The organism is Paracoccus nototheniae (assembly GCF_004335005.1).
GTDB classification, from domain to species: Bacteria; Pseudomonadota; Alphaproteobacteria; order Rhodobacterales; family Rhodobacteraceae; genus Paracoccus; species Paracoccus nototheniae.
This window is the reverse complement of the sequence record NZ_RQRT01000001.1, coordinates 54,522-71,619: the sequence shown is the minus strand read 5'-3', so window position 1 is coordinate 71,619 and position 17,098 is coordinate 54,522. Positions and strand designations below refer to the sequence as shown.

The 17,098-nt window shown below is 66.2% G+C and carries 15 protein-coding genes; 12 read left to right on the top strand and 3 right to left on the bottom strand.

Translation table 11 applies throughout. From position 1 onward, the window contains the following. The first annotated feature begins 116 nt into the window (after nt 1–116). Genes EG885_RS00300 through EG885_RS00290 form a run of 3 tightly spaced genes read left to right on the top strand, consistent with a single transcriptional unit; the run spans nt 117 to nt 3,000 of the window. Nucleotides 117–1,799, top strand: a complete 1,683-nt coding sequence (locus tag EG885_RS00300; protein WP_131572469.1) for a carbon starvation CstA family protein — start codon at nt 117–119, stop codon at nt 1,797–1,799. Beyond that, entirely contained in the window at nt 1,796–2,065 is a 270-nt protein-coding gene (locus EG885_RS00295) for a cory-CC-star protein (protein WP_131572468.1), read from the top strand. Before EG885_RS00300 ends, EG885_RS00295 begins: the two co-directional genes overlap by 4 nt. Beyond that, entirely contained in the window at nt 2,056–3,000 is a 945-nt protein-coding gene (locus EG885_RS00290; protein WP_131572467.1) for an ArsA family ATPase, read from the top strand. Before EG885_RS00295 ends, EG885_RS00290 begins: the two co-directional genes overlap by 10 nt. A 30-nt stretch (nt 3,001–3,030) precedes the next feature. Here EG885_RS00290 and EG885_RS00285 read toward each other — a convergent pair whose 3' ends face one another. Continuing rightward, complete coding sequence (locus EG885_RS00285; protein ID WP_131572466.1) at nt 3,031–4,203, bottom strand: replication initiation protein; 1,173 nt, start codon at nt 4,201–4,203, stop codon at nt 3,031–3,033. A 515-nt stretch (nt 4,204–4,718) separates the two neighbouring features. On the opposite strand from EG885_RS00285, the gene EG885_RS00280 reads away from it, so the two are divergent. Further along, nucleotides 4,719–6,113 (top strand): AAA family ATPase, encoded by a 1,395-nt coding sequence (locus EG885_RS00280; protein WP_131572465.1) that lies wholly within the window; start codon nt 4,719–4,721, stop codon nt 6,111–6,113. Continuing rightward, nucleotides 6,106–7,215, top strand: a complete 1,110-nt coding sequence (locus EG885_RS00275) for a ParB/RepB/Spo0J family partition protein (protein WP_131572464.1) — start codon at nt 6,106–6,108, stop codon at nt 7,213–7,215. Before EG885_RS00280 ends, EG885_RS00275 begins: the two co-directional genes overlap by 8 nt. Before the next feature lie 45 nt (nt 7,216–7,260). Here EG885_RS00275 and EG885_RS00270 read toward each other — a convergent pair whose 3' ends face one another. Further along, nucleotides 7,261–8,142, bottom strand: a complete 882-nt coding sequence (locus EG885_RS00270) for a recombinase family protein (protein ID WP_131572463.1) — start codon at nt 8,140–8,142, stop codon at nt 7,261–7,263. A gap of 563 nt (nt 8,143–8,705) precedes the next feature. Between EG885_RS00270 and EG885_RS00265 the strand changes: the two genes are divergently transcribed. The 7 genes from EG885_RS00265 to EG885_RS00235 are packed head-to-tail and all read left to right on the top strand — an operon-like array spanning nt 8,706 to nt 15,810. Continuing rightward, the gene (locus tag EG885_RS00265) at nt 8,706–10,307 is read left to right on the top strand and encodes an ABC transporter substrate-binding protein (RefSeq protein WP_242679442.1); all 1,602 of its coding nucleotides are present in this window, start codon (nt 8,706–8,708) and stop codon (nt 10,305–10,307) included. A gap of 52 nt (nt 10,308–10,359) precedes the next feature. Then, nucleotides 10,360–11,313, top strand: coding sequence for an ABC transporter permease (locus tag EG885_RS00260; RefSeq protein WP_131572462.1), 954 nt, complete (start codon nt 10,360–10,362; stop codon nt 11,311–11,313). 3 nt (nt 11,314–11,316) lie between these two features. Beyond that, the gene (locus EG885_RS00255; RefSeq protein WP_131572461.1) at nt 11,317–12,198 is read left to right on the top strand and encodes an ABC transporter permease; all 882 of its coding nucleotides are present in this window, start codon (nt 11,317–11,319) and stop codon (nt 12,196–12,198) included. Further along, on the top strand, nt 12,185–13,201 hold the full coding sequence (locus tag EG885_RS00250; protein ID WP_131572460.1) for an ABC transporter ATP-binding protein: 1,017 nt from the start codon (nt 12,185–12,187) through the stop codon (nt 13,199–13,201). Before EG885_RS00255 ends, EG885_RS00250 begins: the two co-directional genes overlap by 14 nt. Then, nucleotides 13,198–14,181 (top strand): ABC transporter ATP-binding protein, encoded by a 984-nt coding sequence (locus EG885_RS00245; protein WP_131572459.1) that lies wholly within the window; start codon nt 13,198–13,200, stop codon nt 14,179–14,181. Before EG885_RS00250 ends, EG885_RS00245 begins: the two co-directional genes overlap by 4 nt. After that, nucleotides 14,174–15,346: an amidase gene (locus tag EG885_RS00240; protein WP_131572458.1), complete on the top strand. Its 1,173-nt coding sequence runs from the start codon at nt 14,174–14,176 to the stop codon at nt 15,344–15,346. Before EG885_RS00245 ends, EG885_RS00240 begins: the two co-directional genes overlap by 8 nt. Beyond that, nucleotides 15,343–15,810 carry a RidA family protein gene (locus EG885_RS00235; protein ID WP_131572457.1) on the top strand — a complete coding sequence of 156 codons (468 nt, stop codon included), beginning with the start codon at nt 15,343–15,345 and terminating at the stop codon, nt 15,808–15,810. The genes EG885_RS00240 and EG885_RS00235 overlap by 4 nt, the downstream gene beginning before the upstream one ends. 39 nt (nt 15,811–15,849) lie before the next feature. On the opposite strand, the gene EG885_RS00230 is transcribed toward EG885_RS00235, so the two are convergent. After that, a complete protein-coding gene (locus tag EG885_RS00230; RefSeq protein WP_131572456.1) occupies nt 15,850–17,094 on the bottom strand; it encodes an MSMEG_0569 family flavin-dependent oxidoreductase in 1,245 nt (414 codons plus the stop codon). Nucleotides 17,095–17,098: the final 4 nt, after the last annotated feature.

Sequence of the window (17,098 nt, the reverse complement as noted above, 5' to 3'; positions counted from 1 at the left end):
CCCTCCGCGTCAGGCCCCCATCTGCGGTCGGCCCGCAGCGACAGGCATGACAACCCCACCGGGTGGCCCTCGCGTGATTTTCTGTTACCCTTGGCGGCAAGAGGGAGGAAACCTGCATGAATTCACTGGTGCTCATCGGCTTTGGCCTTGTCGGAATCCTGGCGGGGTGGTTCGTCTATTCGCGCTTCATCGCCTCGCGGATCTATCAGCTGGACGAAAGCTTCCGCACCCCCGCGCATGAATTCCGGGACGGCATCGATTTTGTTCCGACCAACCGCTATGTGCTGTGGGGCCATCATTTCACTTCTGTCGCGGGGGCGGCGCCCATCGTCGGCCCGGCCATCGCGGTGATCTGGGGCTGGGGCCCGGCCTTCCTGTGGGTGGTGCTGGGCACGGTGTTCTTCGCAGGTGTGCATGACATGGGCGCGCTTTGGGCGTCGGTCCGCAACCGGGGCCAGTCGATCGGAGCGCTGAGTGAAAGCCTGCTGGGCAGCCGGGCGCGCTGGATGTTCATGCTGATCATGTTCCTGGTGCTGCTGATGGTGAATGCCGCATTCGCCACCGTCATCACCAACCTGCTGATCCAGTTCCCGACCGCCGTCATCCCGGTCTGGGGCGCCATCGTCGTGGCCATCGGCATCGGGCAGGTGCTGTATCGCAGCAGCGCCGGGCTGATGTGGCCCACGATCATCGGGGTCGCGCTGCTGTACGGGCTGATCCTGTTGGGCAATGCCGTGCCGGTGGCCCTGCCGACCGAGATGTTCGGCCTCAGCGACCGGGTGGTGTGGGTGCTGCTGCTGTTTCTTTATGCGGGCATCGCCTCGACCCTGCCGGTCTGGATGCTGCTGCAGCCGCGCGATTACATCAATGGCATCCAGCTGTTCGTGGCGCTTGGCATCATCTATGCGGCCGCGCTTTTGTCGGCGCCGACGGTCGTGGTGCCCTTCATCAACGATCAGGTGCCCGAAGGCACGCCGCCCATCGCGCCCCTGCTGTTCGTGACCATCGCCTGTGGCGCCATCTCGGGGTTCCACGGGCTGGTCTCGTCGGGAACCAGTTCCAAGCAGCTGGATCTTGAGACGGATGGCCGGCTGGTCGGCTATGGCGGCGCGGTGGGCGAGGGGATGCTGGCACTGGCCGCCATCGTCTGCGCCACGGCGGGCTTTGCCTCGCTGGCCGAATGGCAGGCGGTCTATACCAGCTTTGGACAAGGCAGCGTCGGGGCTTTCGTGACCGGCGGCGCCACGATCGTCTCGCAGGGTCTGGGCATTCCCGCCGGACTGGCCGCGACCATCCTGACGGTGACGGCAGCGCTGTTTGCGGGCACGACGATGGATACCGGGGTCCGCCTGCAACGCTATGTCATTCAGGAAGCCGGAGAGATCACCGGCGTCACCGCGCTGAAGAACGGCACGCTGGCCACCCTGCTGGCCATCGGCTTCTGTCTGGCGATCGCCTTCGGCGCGGCCTCGGACGGGACGGGCGGCATGGTGATCTGGCCGCTGTTCGGCACCTCGAACCAGTTGCTGGCCTCGCTGACGCTGCTGATGGTGACGGTGATTCTGGCCCGGCTCGGGCGGCCGGTAATCTATACGCTGGTGCCTTTGGTGCTGGTCCTGACCATGGCCATCTATGCGCTGCTGCTGCAGATCGGCACCTTTCTGGGCGAGGCGAACTGGACGTTGGCCACGATGGCGCTGTTCATTCTGGGGGCAGCGATTCTGGTCGGCATCTCGGCTGTGACCGCGCTGCGCAGCACGGGCTTTTCGCTGCTGGCCCACCGGCATCCCGCCGAATGACGGGCCAGCAGACCAGCCGCTGGCAGGCCATCGCGCAGGGGTTGGCGGAATATTACCGCGCCCCCTATCGCCAGCTGCTGGCGCGCGCGGCGCGGGACCGCGACGACCTGTTCCGGCTGCTGGTGTTTTCCGAGGCGCTTGGCATCCCCAACCCCGCCACGCCCTATACGCTGGAACTGATGCCGCTGATGTGGGACGATTTCCACGACTGGCACCGGCGGATGGGGATGCCCCATTCGCCGCTGGATCACATCCGATGCTGCTAGATCTGCTGGGACGGCGGGGGCTGATCGTCTTTGGCGGCAAGGGCGGCGTGGGCAAGACCACCGTCTCGGCCAGCGCGGCGCTGGCGCTGGCGGGACGGGGGCGGCGGGTCTGTCTGGTCTCGACCGATCCGGCGCATAATCTGGGGCATCTCTTCGAACGCGCAATCGGCCCGCATCCGGTGACCATCGCCCCGAACCTGACCGCGATCGAGCTGGACCCCGATCAGGCCGTGACCGACCATCTGGCGCAGGTCGGGGATTTTCTGGCGCAGGTCATGCCACGCGGCGGCCGGGCCGAGATCGACCGCCACCTGTCGCGCGCCCGCCACGCCCCCGGCATGGCCGAGGCCGCGCTTCTGGACCGCATCGCCGAACTTGCCGCAGGCATCGGCGAGACCATCGACCATCTGGTTCTGGACACGGCGCCCACCGGCCACACGCTGACCCTGCTGGCCCTGCCAGAGATGATGACCGCCTGGACCGACGGCATGATCGCCAACCGGGTCGAGGCCGACCGCTTTTCCGCCCGCGCCCGCGCGCTGGCCACGGGCAGTGCCGGGGGCGATCCGCGCAGCGAGGCCATCCGCCAGACCCTGACACGCCGTCGCGCGCGGCTGGCCGGGCTGCGCGACCACATGACCGACCCCGCCCGCACGACCTTCGTCGCCGTCACCACGCCCGAACGGATGCCCGTGCAAGAGACGCTGGCCCTGGGTCGCGCGCTGGATCAGGGCGGCATCCCCCTGGGCGCGATCGTGGTGAACCGCATTCCCCCGAACCAGACGCCCGATGCGACCGCTGCCCGTCTGGCGCCGCTGCGGCAGGTCTGGCCCGACCTGCCGATGGCGCAGATCGCGCAGACGCCGTCCGAACCCACGGGGGTCGCGCCGCTGCAGGATCTCGCCTTGGCCCTGGGCGGCGACACGTTGCCCTGAGGCGACGCCCCTTGGGGCATCGCACGCGGCTTACAAGGACATCTCTTCCCAGAATTCAGCAATCCGCCGGGCGTTCAGCGGCGACATCCATCCATGCCGTTCGAAATCCGCCCGGGCGCGCGCATCGGTCAGCTGGCTGACGAACAGCCGCTTGTCGGCGTCGCGCTGCGTCGGCGTGCGGGTCTTGATGATCTCGAGGATGCGGCGCAGACGTTCGGCCCCGGGGCTGATGGCGACCACGGCATCGGGCACCGGGGGGGCGGCCCCCTCCCCTGCCCCGAAATTCCCGTCCAGCGCGGCGGTCAGATAGCCCAGCTTGCTTTTGACATTTTGCCGGGTCTCGACATAGTCCAGCTTGGCGGCAACCTGCCCCTCGCCATGGGCCGCCAGCCATTGCCGGGCCAGCCGGTCGCTGACGCCCAGCACGCGCAACCGGGCATAAACCGCCCCATGGCGCATCCCCTCGCCGTCGTCCATGTCCAGAATGGCCAGCTGGGGATTTTCGGTGATCCGGAACCGGATCTGCGTGACCGCCCTGCCCTGCTTGTGGATCTCGGGCGTCAGGATGATGTTGCTGGTCTTGTTCACCTCGGCCACCGCGGGCTTGATGATCTTGGCGTTCAGCTGCTTAAAGACCTCGTAATAGGCCGACCCCTCGACCCCCATCAGGCGACGGAACAGATCCAGCTGCCACCAGCCGGTCGAACCCGTCCGCACGAACCGATAACAGTTCTCATACAGCGCCAGCGCATGGCCGGACGTAAAGCGCCGCTGAATGTTCAGGTTGATCAGCGCGAACATCTTGGGGTCGTGCAGCTTTTCCGCCAAAGCCGGGGAATAGGCATATTCACAAACCCCGCCCTTCAGCTTGGCATAGCTCAGCAGGCTGGACACGCCCCATTCCTGCTGGCCCTTTTCGTCCAGCATGTCCCATTCCGCCACCGTCTCGACCAGCCCGCGCAGCGACTGTTTCAGCGTGTCCATGTCGTTGCTGTTATAGCCGATCATCAGGCACAGCGTCCGCGCATCGATCTGATGGCTGGTCCGGCTGGTCAGCGTGTCATAGGCGTTCAGCAACAGCACGTTCGACAGCTTGCGTTGCAGCAGGGTCAGCTTGCCCGACACATGGATCGCCGCCACATGCTTTTTGACGGCGCCTCGTCGCAGGGCGCCCGACAGCTGATCGCGGGGAATATCGTCCATGGCTCTGCTCGTCTGATCTGTCCCGATGTTGCGCCAAAAGGAACCTGCAAACAACCATCAAACGGGCACCCCAACCGAGTTTCCCACCCTCCCGTAGACGGGCACCTGTCCTGATGGCGCCGACCTGAAGGCACCCGTTTACAGGACGCAGGAACAGGCCGGGCACCCATTTGCCGTCGATCCCGCCCTTGTTTTGCCCAATCCCGCATCCGGATGCCCCTGTTCCCGCGAATCGGTGCCCCCCGCCCTGCAAACGGGCACCCCACGCCCTGTAGACGGACACCCCTGATCCCGTAGGCGGATACCGAACCTGACGTAATTCATTGGTTTAAAATCATAATAATTATGCAAAGATTCTAAAGTCCATAAAGACTCTACAAGCTTTGGGACGCCTGACTCTGATGATTTCAAGGGTTTCGCGGCGAAACCTCGATCGCGGAATTCCAATCTGCGATCCGATGTGCGAGAGTTTCAGCACAATGCGCAGAAACCCGATACATCGCAGCAGGATCGAGATGTCAGGCAAAGAGCCACTTCCCCCCTATTTTAACATCGACCCCGCCCGTGCCGCCAAGCGCCTGTCCGAGCCGATCGGGACCGCCCGATTCGCAAAGGCGGCCGCCTTTGCCTCGCGCGGGCGTCAGGATCTGGCCGAACGCGGCTATGCCCCCGACGGTCGCAAGCGGCTGCGCCGGTTTTCCACCTGGGAAGTCTGCCGCTATCTGATCCCGGTGGCCACCGCCCATTTCCGGCGCGTGTTGCGCAAGTTTCCCGAGCTGCCCCAAGGCAGTGGCGAGGGGAACTCGAAATGGTTCACGCTGGACGAGGTGTTGCGCCTGCGCGACCATTTCGCGACCGAAGGGGCGGCGGATCGGGAATACCAGCCATGGCGACCCAAGGGCCTGCCCGCCAAGACCATTGCCGTTGCCAATTTCAAGGGCGGCGTCGGCAAGACCTCGACCGCGGCGCATCTGGCGATGTCGGCGGCGCTGGACGGATACAAGGTGCTGGTCATCGATCTGGACAGCCAGGGCAGCATGACCTCGATCATGGGCGGGCAGGTGCAGGACGAATGGTCGACGGCCTTCCCCTTGCTGGCCAAGGATTACGCCCTGGCCCTGCAGGGGGAAAACCGGGTGCGGGAGGCGGCAGGCCAAGCCCCCCTGCCCTTCGACGAGACCCTGACCGAGGCGCTGAAGATCACCGCCCGCGACCTGATCCAGCCGACCCACTGGCCCAATATCGACCTGCTGGGTGCGCAGCTGAACCTCTACTGGGCGGAATTTCAGGTGCCGGTCTGGCGCATGGGCCTGCGCAGCTGGCCCCTGTGGGACGCGCTGGCCAATGGGCTGAGCCATGACAAGATCTTTGACGAATACGATCTGATCTTCATCGACACCCCCCCTGCCCTTGGCTACCTGACCATCAATGCGCTGGCGGCTGCCGATATCCTGCTGGTGCCGCTTGGCGCGACCTTCCTGGAATTCGACTCGACGGGGCGGTTCTTCGACATGCTGTATTCCACCTTCGCCAGCGTCGAGGATGGCGAGAACAAGGCCCGGCGCCGCGACGGGCTGCCGGAAATGCGCTTTGAATGGGATGCGGTGCGTGCGATCATCACCCGGTTCGAGGCGGGTCAGCAGACCGATCTGGCCAATGTCATCCAGGCCTATTTCGGCGATTTCATGACGACATACCGTCAGGAACTGACCGCGATGGTCGGGCAGGCGGGCGAGCAGGTGAACGGCATCTATGAGGCCGATTACCGAGAGTTCAACCGAGAGACCTATGTCCGCGGGCGCGAGACGTTCGATCGTACCTGGGCCGAGGTCAAGGAACTGATCCTGGGCGCTTGGTGGCGCGATCTGCAGTTGGAAAAGGCCGAACGGGAGGAGAAGTCCGATGGCTAAGCGCAGGCGTCTTGAAACCCCAAGCACCGATGACCTGAGCCGGATCGAGGAAGAGTTTCGCAGCGAAACCTTCGACCGCCCGGCCAGCGCGCGCGGCATCGCGCCGATCGCCCAGGTTGCCGCAGACAGCGCGCTGCACAGCCATGCGGGCGGCACCGACAGCCGCGCCGCCCGCGCACGAACCGAGGCCGATGCCGCGCGCCTTGCCGCCGCGCAGGCGCAGGGCTTGCTGATGACCGAGATTGCGGTCGGCGATATCGACGCGGATGCGATGATCCGCGACCGCATGTCGATGGGCGAGCCCGAGATGCTGGAGCTGCGGCTGTCGATCGCCGCGCATGGGTTGCGCCTGCCCATCGAGGTGTTCGAATTGCAGGCGCCCGGGCCCAAGGGGCAGCGTTATGGTCTGCTGTCGGGTTATCGCCGGCTGCTGGCCGTCCGGGGCTTGCTGGAGCTGACCGAGGCCGAGAAATACCGCACCATCAGGGCCATTGTCCGGCCCCATGCCGACAATGGCAGCGCCTTCGTCTCGATGATCGAGGAAAACGAGGTCCGCGAGCAGCTGAGCCATTTCGAACGCGGTCGGATTGCCGTCATCGCGGCCAATCATGGCGCCTTTGCCAATACCGAAGATGCGGTGGACAAGCTGTTCGCCACCGGGTCCAAGGCCAAAAGGTCCAAAATCCGGTCTTTTGCGCTGATCTTCGAGGAACTGGGCGACATGCTGCAATTCCCCGAGGGTCTGACCGAAAGAAGGGGGCTGCAACTGGCCCAGGCCCTGCGTCAGGGCGCCGAGGCGCGGCTGCGTCAGGCTCTGTCCGAGCACCCACCTGCGGATGCGGAGGAGGAATGGCAGACTATCCAGCCCGCCATCACCACCATCGATCCGACCGAGCGTGACCTGCGCAAGGGCGGGCGGCCGCGCAAAAGCCAGCCGGTGACGGGCTGGATCAACGACAAGACGCTGCGCACGTCCAGTGGCGTGACGATCCGGCGCTCGCAAGACACGCAGGGCCATATCCTGAGGCTTGAGGGGGCGGCGATCACCAGCGAGTTGATGGACAGCCTGATGGTGGAAATTCAGGCTCTGCTGGAACGCTAGCGGTTTCGCTGCGAAACCCGGTGCTGGGGGTGGTGGCGCCTGGCGTCACAGCATTCCCAGCCTCTCGGCTTGTGCCAGCAGCATTCTGACCGATGAGGGCTGCCATGTTGTCCGCCCGCGCGGCGTGCGCTCGCGCATCGATTCCAGCCGGTCGCAGATGGCCTGCAGGGTGATGTCGGGATCGGCGCCCTTGATGGCGGCGACCAGGGCGGGCAGGCGGTCGTCGCGATCCCGGCGGGCGGCCCGGTCCAGCACGGTGGCGGGCAGGAACCCTTCGCGCACATAGGCCCGGGTGGCGCGCAGCAGGCGGGCCTGCGTCCAGCGGCGGGCCTGGGGCAGGGGGGCGTTGACGATGCGCAGGACATCCTCCCATGCCATGCCGGGGCGCAGGCGGCGGATCGCGGGCACCCAGTCCGGGGCGGTCTGGGCCAGCCGGTCCAGATAGCCATCGCGGCGGGCCAGCCGGACCTTGCGCAGGGCAGCGGGGTCACGCGCCCGCAGGCCTGGATTGCCGCCGACACGTCCCTCAAGACGGGCGCTGGCCAGACCCGCCTTTGTCCGTTCACGGATCAGCGCCCGTTCGAATTCCGCCGCCGCCCCCAGCACCTGCAGCGTGAACTTGCCCTGCGGGCTGGCCGTGTCGATCGGATCCTCGATCGAGCGGAAGAAGGCGCCCTTGGCCTCCAGCCGCTCGATCACCTCGAGCAGATGCGACAGGGACCGGGCCAGCCGGTCGATCCTGACCACGACCAGCGTGTCGCCGGGGGCGACCCGGTCCAGCAACCGCGCCAGCACCGGACGGGCGCGGTCACCGCCCGAGGCCTGTTCCTGAAGAACCTGCCCGCAACCGACCGCCGTCAGGGCCTGCACCTGGGGCAGGGGGGTCTGATCCTCGGTCGAGACGCGGGCATAGCCGATAAGGGGCATGGTTTGGGGCCGTTTGCAAAATCATAAGGCGTTATTAAACGGTCGATTGTAAAATAATGCAAGAGATCTGTGGGCCAGAAGATCGCATTGTTTCCCGCGCGAATGGCGCAGGTGCCGAAGGGGCGCATCGTCGCCAGGACGTGAAGCGGGCGAATGCCGGGATCGTCCTTTTCGGGAATTGAAGTGCTCATCATAAAGTGAAAATAATGATGATATGGGCCGCAGTCGGATCGTCGATAACAGATATCTCTGTTATGCCGATGCGGCACCAAAAGGGCATGCAGACGCTGCACCGCAACCCCGGAAGGGCAGGGGGGCGATGCGATCGGATGGCGCGGGGCTGCCGGTGGCCGTGTCGATCAGGCCGTGCCGTCGCCGGGTCTGATCCCGCGCCGTTAGCCGCATGCACGGATTGGTGGCAATCCGGCGCGCCGATGGGCAGCTTTCGGGATTTTGCCGAATGCACCGACGGGTTTGGTCGTGGCGGGATGGCGGCTTGCATCCCGCGCGACAGACTGGCGGCAACGACCATGCCCCAAAAGTCCTGATCAAAGGAGAATGACGTGCTGCACCTGAAATCCGCACTTGCGACGCTGGCTTTGTCCGCGGCCCTGCTGGCGTCCCCCGCGCTGGCGCAGGGCACGCTGCGCATCGGCATGACGGCGGCCGACATTCCGCTGACCACAGGCCAGCCGGATCAGGGCGGCGAGGGGCTGCGCTTTATCGGCTATACGGTCTATGACGCGCTGATCAACTGGGATCTGACGCAGGGCGATGGCCCGTCCGGGCTGGTTCCGGGGCTTGCAACCGCTTGGGAGGCCGACGAGGCCGACCGCACCCGCTGGACCTTTACCCTGCGCGAGGGGGTGACCTTTCACGACGGCAGCCCGTTCAATGCGGCCAATGTCGTCTGGAATCTGGACAAGCTGCTGGATGAAGGGGCCGAGCAATACGACCCCCGCCAGTCGGCGCAGGGCAAGTCGCGCGTTCCCGCCATTGCCAGCTATCGCGCCATCGACGATCTGACGCTGGAGATCGTGACGCATGAGCCCGACGCCACGCTGCCCTATCAGCTGGCCTGGGTGATGATGTCCTCGCAGGCCAATTGGGAGGCTTTGGGCAAGGATTGGGAGCAGGTCGCGGCCAAGCCCTCGGGGACAGGGCCGTGGATGATGACGTCATTCGTGCCGCGCGAACGGGCCGAGCTGGTGCCCTTTGCCGATTACTGGGACGAGACGCGCATCCCCAAGCTGGACCGTCTGGTTCTGATCCCGCTGCCGGAATCGAATGCGCGTTCGGCGGCGTTGATGTCGGGGCAGGTCGACTGGATCGAGGCGCCGGCCCCCGACACGATTCCCGCGATGGAAGGCAACGGGTTCGCCATCACCTCGAACGCGCTGCCGCATAACTGGACCTGGCATCTGTCGCGGACCGAGGGGTCGCCCTGGAACGACATCCGGGTGCGCAAGGCCGCGAACCTGGCCATCGACCGGGAATCGATGGGCGCGCTGCTGGGCGGGCTGATGATCCCGGCCAAGGGATTCATGCCGCCGGAATCGCAATGGTTCGGGGAACCGACCTTTGACGTGACCTATGATCTGGAGGCCGCGCAGGCGCTGATGACCGAGGCGGGCTTTGGCCCCGAGAACCGGCTGTCGGTCAAGGCGCTGATCTCGCCTTCCGGGTCCGGGCAGATGCTGCCGCTGCCGATGAACGAATACATCCAGCAGTCGCTGGCGCAGGCCTGGATCGATGTGGAGTTCATGGTCGTCGAATGGAACCAGATGATCAACCTGTGGCGCGCGGGCGCCGCCGATCCCTCGGTCGAGGGGTCGCAGTCGATCAACTTTACCTATTTCATCCAGGATCCCTTTACCGGCTTCATCCGGCATCTGGATTGCGACCTGATCGCGCCCAACGGCACCAATTGGGGTCATTACTGCGACGAGGACATGCAGGCCCTGTTCGAAGAGATCAAGACCACCTTCGATGCCGATGCGCAGGACGAGGTGATGCGCCGCACGCATGAGAAGTTCGTCGATGACGCGCTGTTTCTGATGGTCACCCATGATGTGGCGCCCCGCGCCATGTCGCCGAAGGTGCAGGGCTTTGTGCAGCCGCAGAACTGGTATCTGAACTTCTCGTCCATCACGATGGCCGAGTGATCCGCCACCGGCCGCGCCCCTTGCGGGTGCGGCCAAGCCAGGGACGCATGCCGTGCTCAGCTATTTCCTTCGACGTCTGATCCTTGTGCTGCCGGTGGCCTTCGGGGTGTCCATCGTCTGTTTCGCGCTGGTGCAGATCGCGCCTGGCGATCCGCTGACCGCGATCATGCCGGTCGATGCGACCGCCGAACAGCAGGCCGCCATGCGCGCGGCCTATGGTTTGGACAAGCCGGTTCCGGTGCAATACCTGATCTGGATCGGCAACCTGCTGCAGGGAGAGATGGGCCGGTCCATCGCATCCGGTCGCCCCGTCGCGGACGAGGTGTTCGGCGCGGTCGGCAATTCCCTGCTGCTGGCGGCGGGGGCGGCGGTGATCGCCTTTCCGATCGGCACGTTCCTGGGCTTTCTGGCGGGCTATTACCGCGACACGATCCTTGACCGGGCGGTGACGGCCCTGTCCATCACCGGGGTGTCGGTGCCCAATTACTGGCTGGGGATCGTGCTGGTCATCATCTTTTCGGTCAATCTGGGCTGGCTGCCGTCCATGGGGGCGGGGCCGGGCGGGTCGCAGGACTGGCACTGGGACTGGGCGCATCTGCGCCATCTGGTGCTGCCCGCCGTGACGCTGGCGGTGGTGCCCATCGGCATCGTCGCGCGCACCGTGCGGGCGCTGGCGGGTGATATCCTGTCGATGGATTTCGTCACCGCACTTTACGCCAAGGGCCTCAGCCGGGGCGATGTGCTGCGCCATGTGGCAAGGAATGCCGCCGCCACCGCGCTGTCGGTGATGGGCCTGCAGCTGGGTTATCTGCTGGGCGGGTCGATCCTGATCGAGACGGTCTTCAACTGGCCCGGGTCGGGGTTCCTGCTGTCCAACGCCATCTTCCAGCGCGACCTGCCGCTGTTGCAGGGCACGATCCTGGTGCTGGCGATGTTCTTCGTCGGCATGAACCTTATCGTCGATGTGGCGCAGGCCGCCATCGACCCCCGCATCAAGAGGAGCTGACCGATGGTGCAGGTGACCACCGACATTCCCGTCGTCCCGCCCGCGCAGCGCGGATACTGGTCGGGCGTGCTGTCCCGGCTGCGGCGCGACCCGGTGGCGATGATCTGCGCGCTGGTGCTGGCAGCGCTGATCCTGTCGGCGGTCTTCGCGCCCTGGCTGGGTCTGGCCGATCCCTATCAGGGCAGCATGATCGCCCGTCTGGCCGCCCCCGGAACGCCGGGCCATCTGCTGGGCACGGACGAACAGGGCCGCGACATGCTGGCCCGGCTGATCTATGGCGGCCGGCTGACGCTGTTCATCGGGCTGGTGCCGGTGGTGTTGGCCTTTTTCATCGGCGGCACCCTGGGGATTGTCGCGGGCTATGTCGGCGGCATCACCAACACGATCATCATGCGGGTCGTGGACGTGTTCTTTGCCTTTCCGTCGGTCCTGCTGGCCATCGCCATCTCGGGTGCGCTTGGGGCAGGGGTGCTGAACAGTCTGGTGTCGCTGACCATCGTCTTCATCCCGCCGGTGACCCGGGTGGCCGAGGCGGTGACCTCGGGCGTGCGCAGCCTTGATTACATCGATGCGGCGCGGGCGTCGGGGGCGAATGCGTTGACGGTGATCCGGGTGCATGTGATCGGCAATGTCGCCTCGCCGATCTTTGTCTATGCGACCTCGCTGACCTCGGTCTGCATGATTTTGGCGGCGGGGCTGTCCTTTCTGGGCATCGGCGTGCGCCCGCCCGAACCCGAATGGGGGCTGATGCTGAACACGCTGCGATCGGCCATCTATGTGAACCCGTGGCTGGCGGCGCTGCCCGGCGTGATGATCTTTGCCACCTCGCTGTGCCTCAATCTGCTCAGCGACGGTCTGAGGAGTGCGATGAATGTCCGCGACTGACACCAGACCGCTGTTAAGCGTGCGCGACCTGAAAAAGCACTTTCCCATCAAGGGTGGCATTCTGGGCCGCACGCAGGCGATGGTGCAGGCCGTGGACGGGGTCAGCTTCGACGTCCGCGCGGGCGAGACTTTGGGCATCGTCGGGGAATCGGGCTGCGGGAAATCGACCACCGCCAAGCTGCTGATCGGTCTGGTCGACCGGGACGAGGGCGATATCGAGCTGGGCGGCAAGACCCTTGGCCGCGACATCAGCCTGCGCGCGCTGCGCCGCGACATCCAGATGGTGTTTCAGGACAGCTATGCCTCGCTGAACCCGCGCATGACCATTCTGGACAGCATCGCGTTCGGGGCCCGCGTGCAGGGTCTGGACGATCCGGTGGGGCGGGCGCGGCGGCTGCTGGGCCGGGTCGGGCTGAACCCCGAGCGCTTTGCAGGCCGCTATCCGCATGAATTGTCGGGCGGGCAGCGCCAGCGCATCAACATCGCCCGCGCGCTGGTCATGTCGCCCAAGGTCGTGGTGCTGGACGAGGCCGTCAGCGCGCTGGATAAATCGGTAGAGGCGCAGGTGCTGAACCTGCTGTCCGACCTGCGGGCCGAATTCGGGCTGACCTATATCTTCATCAGCCATGATCTGAACGTGGTGCGCTATATCTCGGACCGGATTCTGGTCATGTATCTGGGCGAAGTGGTGGAACTGGCCCCGGTGGACAGCATCTGGGCCGAACAGGCGCATCCCTATACGCGGTCGCTGTTTTCCGCGATGCCGTCGATGGACCCCGACAACCGGACCGAAAAGCCGCCCTTGACCGGCGATCCGCCAAACCCGATCAACCCGCCGCCGGGTTGTCGTTTCCACACCCGCTGCGCCTTGGCGGCGGATGTCTGCAAGGCGCGTCATCCGGTGCTGGCACCGATGGCGCAGGGATCGGCGCATTGGGTGGCCTGCCATCTGCATGACGCCGCATCCGGCCATCCGCGCGCCGGGCAGGGGATGCCCGCATGACGCCGCTGTTGCAGATCGACGGGCTGAACGTACGATTTAAGGGTGCGCGCAACGTCCATGCCATCAACGACCTGTCCCTGACCCTGATGCCGGGCGAGACGCTGGCCCTGCTGGGCGAAAGCGGATCGGGCAAAAGCGTGACGCTGAAGACGCTGCTGCGCCTGCTGCCCGAAAAGCGCACCGATCTGTCGGGGCGCGTCACCTTTGACGGGACCGATATCATGACCCTGTCGGGCCGTGCCTTGCGGTCCTATCGCGGCGGCGATGTGTCGATGGTGTTTCAGGATCCGGGCCTTGCGCTGGACCCGGTCTATACCGTGGGCCAGCAGATCGCGGAAACCGTGATGCGGCACAAGGGCATCAGCCGCGCCGATGCGATGGAGGTGGCGCTGGACATGCTGCACCGCGTCCGCATCCCTTCGGCCGAGCGGCGGCTGAAGAACTATCCGCATGAATTGTCGGGCGGCATGCGCCAGCGGGTGATGATCGCGCTGGCGCTGGCCTGCCGCCCGCGCCTGCTGCTGGCGGATGAACCCACGACCGCGCTGGACGCGACAGTCCAGATCCAGATCCTGCTGCTCATGCGCGAATTGCAGCGCGAATTCGGCATGGGGGTGATTTTCGTCACCCATGACATCGGCGTCGCGGTCGAGATTTCCGAACGCATCGCGGTGATGTATGCGGGCCAGATCGTCGAGGAGGGCAGCACCCGCGACATCATCCGCGACCCGCGCCACCCCTATACAAGGGGCCTGCTGGCTGCGAACCTGCACGAGGTCGCCCGCGGCGCCCGGCTGGACGCCATCCCCGGCGCGCCCCCCTCGTTGGAGGAACGGCCCGACAGCTGCCCCTTTGCGCCGCGCTGCGCCTTCGCCTTGCCCGCCTGCCGCGCGGCCCTGCCGCCCGTCGTCACCCCCGGACCGCGCCGCCGTGTCGCCTGCCTGCGCGCCGACGAGACGCTGGAGATCGCCCATGCATGATGACCCCTTTCACGCCTTCCTGCCCTATCCGCCCGCCCCGGTGGCCCATGCGCCCGACGGCCCGCTGTCGGGGCTGAGCCTTGCGGTCAAGGATATCTACCACGTCGCGGGATACCGCACCGGGGCGGGTTGTCCGACTTGGTTGGCCGAAAGCCCGCTGCATCAGGTGACCGCGCCCTGCGTGCAGATGCTGCTGGATGCGGGCGCGCGCTTTGTCGGCAAGACCCACACGGATGAGCTGGCCTGGTCCATGTATGGCATGAACGCCCATTTCGGCACGCCGGTGAACCCGGCGGCGCCCGACCGGATTCCGGGCGGGTCGTCATCGGGGTCAGCCGTGGCCGTGGCCGGGGGGCTGGCGGATATCGCGATCGGGTCCGACACGGGCGGTTCCGTGCGCGCACCGGCCAGCTTTTGCGGCACATGGGGCTGGCGGCCCACGCATGGGATCATTCCGATGGCGGGCGCGATGGCGCTGGCGCCCAGCCTTGATGCCTGCGGGATCTTTGCCCGCGACGGGGCGGTGCTGGCGCGGACCGCCGCCGTGATGGTGGCGGACAGCGCGCCCATGACGGCGCCCGACCTGCTGATGCCCGCCGACATGCTGGCGCTGCTGCAACCAGAGGCACGGGCCGTCTGGCAGGCGGGCTTCGGGGATCTGCCTGCCCGGCAGGTCGCGGTCTATCCCGAGGGGGTCGATGCCGCCTATGCCACCTTCCTGACCGCCGTCATGGCCGACGCGAAAGAGACGATCCTGCCCTTTATCCGCCGGTCCCGGATGCCGCTGGTGCGCGGCATCGACGCGCGTGCGGACATGGCCGAGGCGCTGACCCCCGATCAGATCACGCAAGGCCGCGCCGCCCGCGAGGCGTTCGCCCGCCATATGGACGGATTGCTGGGCGCGCAGGGCGTGTTGCTGGCCCCCGTCGTCCATGACGCGCCCTTCCGGCTGAATGCGCCGGTCGCGGTCTTTGACAGCTTTCGCCATGACTCGCAGCGGCTGCTGTGTGTTGCGGGGATGGCGCGGCTGCCGCAGGTGGTCTTTCCTGCCGGAACCGTCGATGGCGCGCCTTTCGGGCTGTCGCTGATCGGGCCGCGCGGGTCCGATCTGTCGCTGATCGCGCTGGCCCGACAGATGGCGCGCCAGCTGCAGGTGGCGGCATGACCGCCTGTCCGATCGAGGCGCGTCTGGCCGAACTGGGCCTGGCATTGCCACCCTCGGCCCCGTCGCGGGCGCTGTTTCTGCCGGGAAAGATCACCGGCAACCTGTTGTTCCTGTCCGGCCAGATCTGCGAATGGGAAGGCAAGCCGCAATATTTCGGCCCCATCGGTCCCGGCTTTGACATGAACGACGGGCAGGCCGCCGCGCGGATGTGCGCGCTGAACCTTTTGTTTTCGATCCGCGCGGTGGCGGGATCGCTGTCGCGGGTGGCGCAGGTGATCCGTCTTGGCGGCTTCGTGGCGGCCCCGCCGACCTATGCCGAGGGGCCGTTTGTGGTGAATGGCGCCTCGCAGCTGTTCATCGATCTGTGGGGCGATGCCGGGCGGCATGCGCGCACCGTGGTTAATGTCGCCTCGCTGCCCGCCAATGCGCTGGTCGAGATCGACGCCGTGATCGAGCTGGCCTGACCGCCCGGGGGGGCAGCGGGGCAGGTGGGCGGGCGGTGGTCAAGCCGCCCGCAGCTGGCGGTCGCGGGCGATGATCTGGTCGGCCAGATGGCGGCTGTCCTCGTCGATGCCCAGAAAGCGCCCCGAGCCCCAGGTGTTCAGCCAGCCCAGACCGATGAAATAGGCCCCCGGCACGCGGGTGACGCCGCGCTGATACTGGGGGCGCCCGTGGCTGTCGAAACAATCCAGTTCCAGCCAGCCGTAATCGGGCCTGAACCCGATCGCCCAGAGGATCGAGGTGATGCCAGCCCCGGCCAGGTCGATCGCGGTGATTTCCTGTTCCGGGCGCCAGACCTTGACGAAGGGCGGCTCGGTCGGGGCATCGATGCGTTGCGCGGCGATCCATGCGTCAATCTGGGTGCGGATGCCCAGATAGCTGCGGTCGGCATCATCCAGGTTCTGTTCCAGATCCGGCAGGAACCGCACCTGTGTCCCTTTGGCTCCGGCCATCGAGCCGTAAAGCCGCACGCCGTCGCGCGCGAACTGGCGCAGGTCGATTTCCTTGCCGCCATCGCGGCCCGACATATAGTGGTTCGTCTGCGACAGCGCCTTGGCCGGGTCGGGGTGACGGTCGATGGTCATCCGGTAATGGCCTGCGTCATGCAGCCAGTCGGTCGCATCGCGGCCACGATATTTGCGTGGGCTGCGGGGCGCGGGGCCGACGGCCAGATGAACGGGGCGCCCGTCGCGGTGCAGATCCTCCATCACCTGCACGCCCGACTGGCCGGTGCCGACGATCAGCGTGCCACCCTTGGGCAGTTGCGCGGGCCTGCGGTAATCGCGCGAATGCATCTGGATGATGGCCGGGTCGATATCCGCGGCATAGGGCGGCACGATCGGGCTGTCATAGCCGCCGGTCGCCACCACCACCTGATCGGCGGTAAAGGGGCCAAGGCTGGTGGTCAGGTGATAGACGCCCGCATCGATCCGGACGCGGGACACGGCGACGCCCTCGTGCAGCGGCGGATCAAAGCTGGCAGCAAAGCCGTCCACATAATCGACGATCTCGTCCTTTTGCATGAAGCCGTCGGGATCGGGGCCCCGGTATGGCCAACCGGGCAGGCGGCATTGCCAGTTCGGGGTGACCAGACAGAAGCTGTCCCACCGGTTGCTGCGCCAGCTTTCGAAGCGGCGGTGTCGTTCGAACACCAGATGCTCGATCCCTTGGGCGCACAGATACCAGCTGACCGACAGGCCGGCCTGCCCGGCCCCGATGATGATGACGGGAAGATGCGGCGTGGTCATGGTG

What these genes read in the sequence shown, in the direction of transcription:
- EG885_RS00230 (WP_131572456.1), bottom strand. Translation starts at nt 17,094, where the DNA reads ATGACCACGCCGCATCTTCCCGTCATCATCATCGGGGCCGGGCAGGCC.
- EG885_RS00295 (WP_131572468.1), top strand. Translation starts at nt 1,796, where the DNA reads ATGACGGGCCAGCAGACCAGCCGCTGGCAGGCCATCGCGCAGGGGTTG.
- EG885_RS00250 (WP_131572460.1), top strand. Translation starts at nt 12,185, where the DNA reads ATGTCCGCGACTGACACCAGACCGCTGTTAAGCGTGCGCGACCTGAAA.
- EG885_RS00300 (WP_131572469.1), top strand. Translation starts at nt 117, where the DNA reads ATGAATTCACTGGTGCTCATCGGCTTTGGCCTTGTCGGAATCCTGGCG.
- EG885_RS00240 (WP_131572458.1), top strand. Translation starts at nt 14,174, where the DNA reads ATGCATGATGACCCCTTTCACGCCTTCCTGCCCTATCCGCCCGCCCCG.
- EG885_RS00275 (WP_131572464.1), top strand. Translation starts at nt 6,106, where the DNA reads ATGGCTAAGCGCAGGCGTCTTGAAACCCCAAGCACCGATGACCTGAGC.
- EG885_RS00235 (WP_131572457.1), top strand. Translation starts at nt 15,343, where the DNA reads ATGACCGCCTGTCCGATCGAGGCGCGTCTGGCCGAACTGGGCCTGGCA.
- EG885_RS00270 (WP_131572463.1), bottom strand. Translation starts at nt 8,142, where the DNA reads ATGCCCCTTATCGGCTATGCCCGCGTCTCGACCGAGGATCAGACCCCC.
- EG885_RS00245 (WP_131572459.1), top strand. Translation starts at nt 13,198, where the DNA reads ATGACGCCGCTGTTGCAGATCGACGGGCTGAACGTACGATTTAAGGGT.
- EG885_RS00255 (WP_131572461.1), top strand. Translation starts at nt 11,317, where the DNA reads ATGGTGCAGGTGACCACCGACATTCCCGTCGTCCCGCCCGCGCAGCGC.
- EG885_RS00285 (WP_131572466.1), bottom strand. Translation starts at nt 4,203, where the DNA reads ATGGACGATATTCCCCGCGATCAGCTGTCGGGCGCCCTGCGACGAGGC.
- EG885_RS00280 (WP_131572465.1), top strand. Translation starts at nt 4,719, where the DNA reads ATGTCAGGCAAAGAGCCACTTCCCCCCTATTTTAACATCGACCCCGCC.
- EG885_RS00290 (WP_131572467.1), top strand. Translation starts at nt 2,056, where the DNA reads ATGCTGCTAGATCTGCTGGGACGGCGGGGGCTGATCGTCTTTGGCGGC.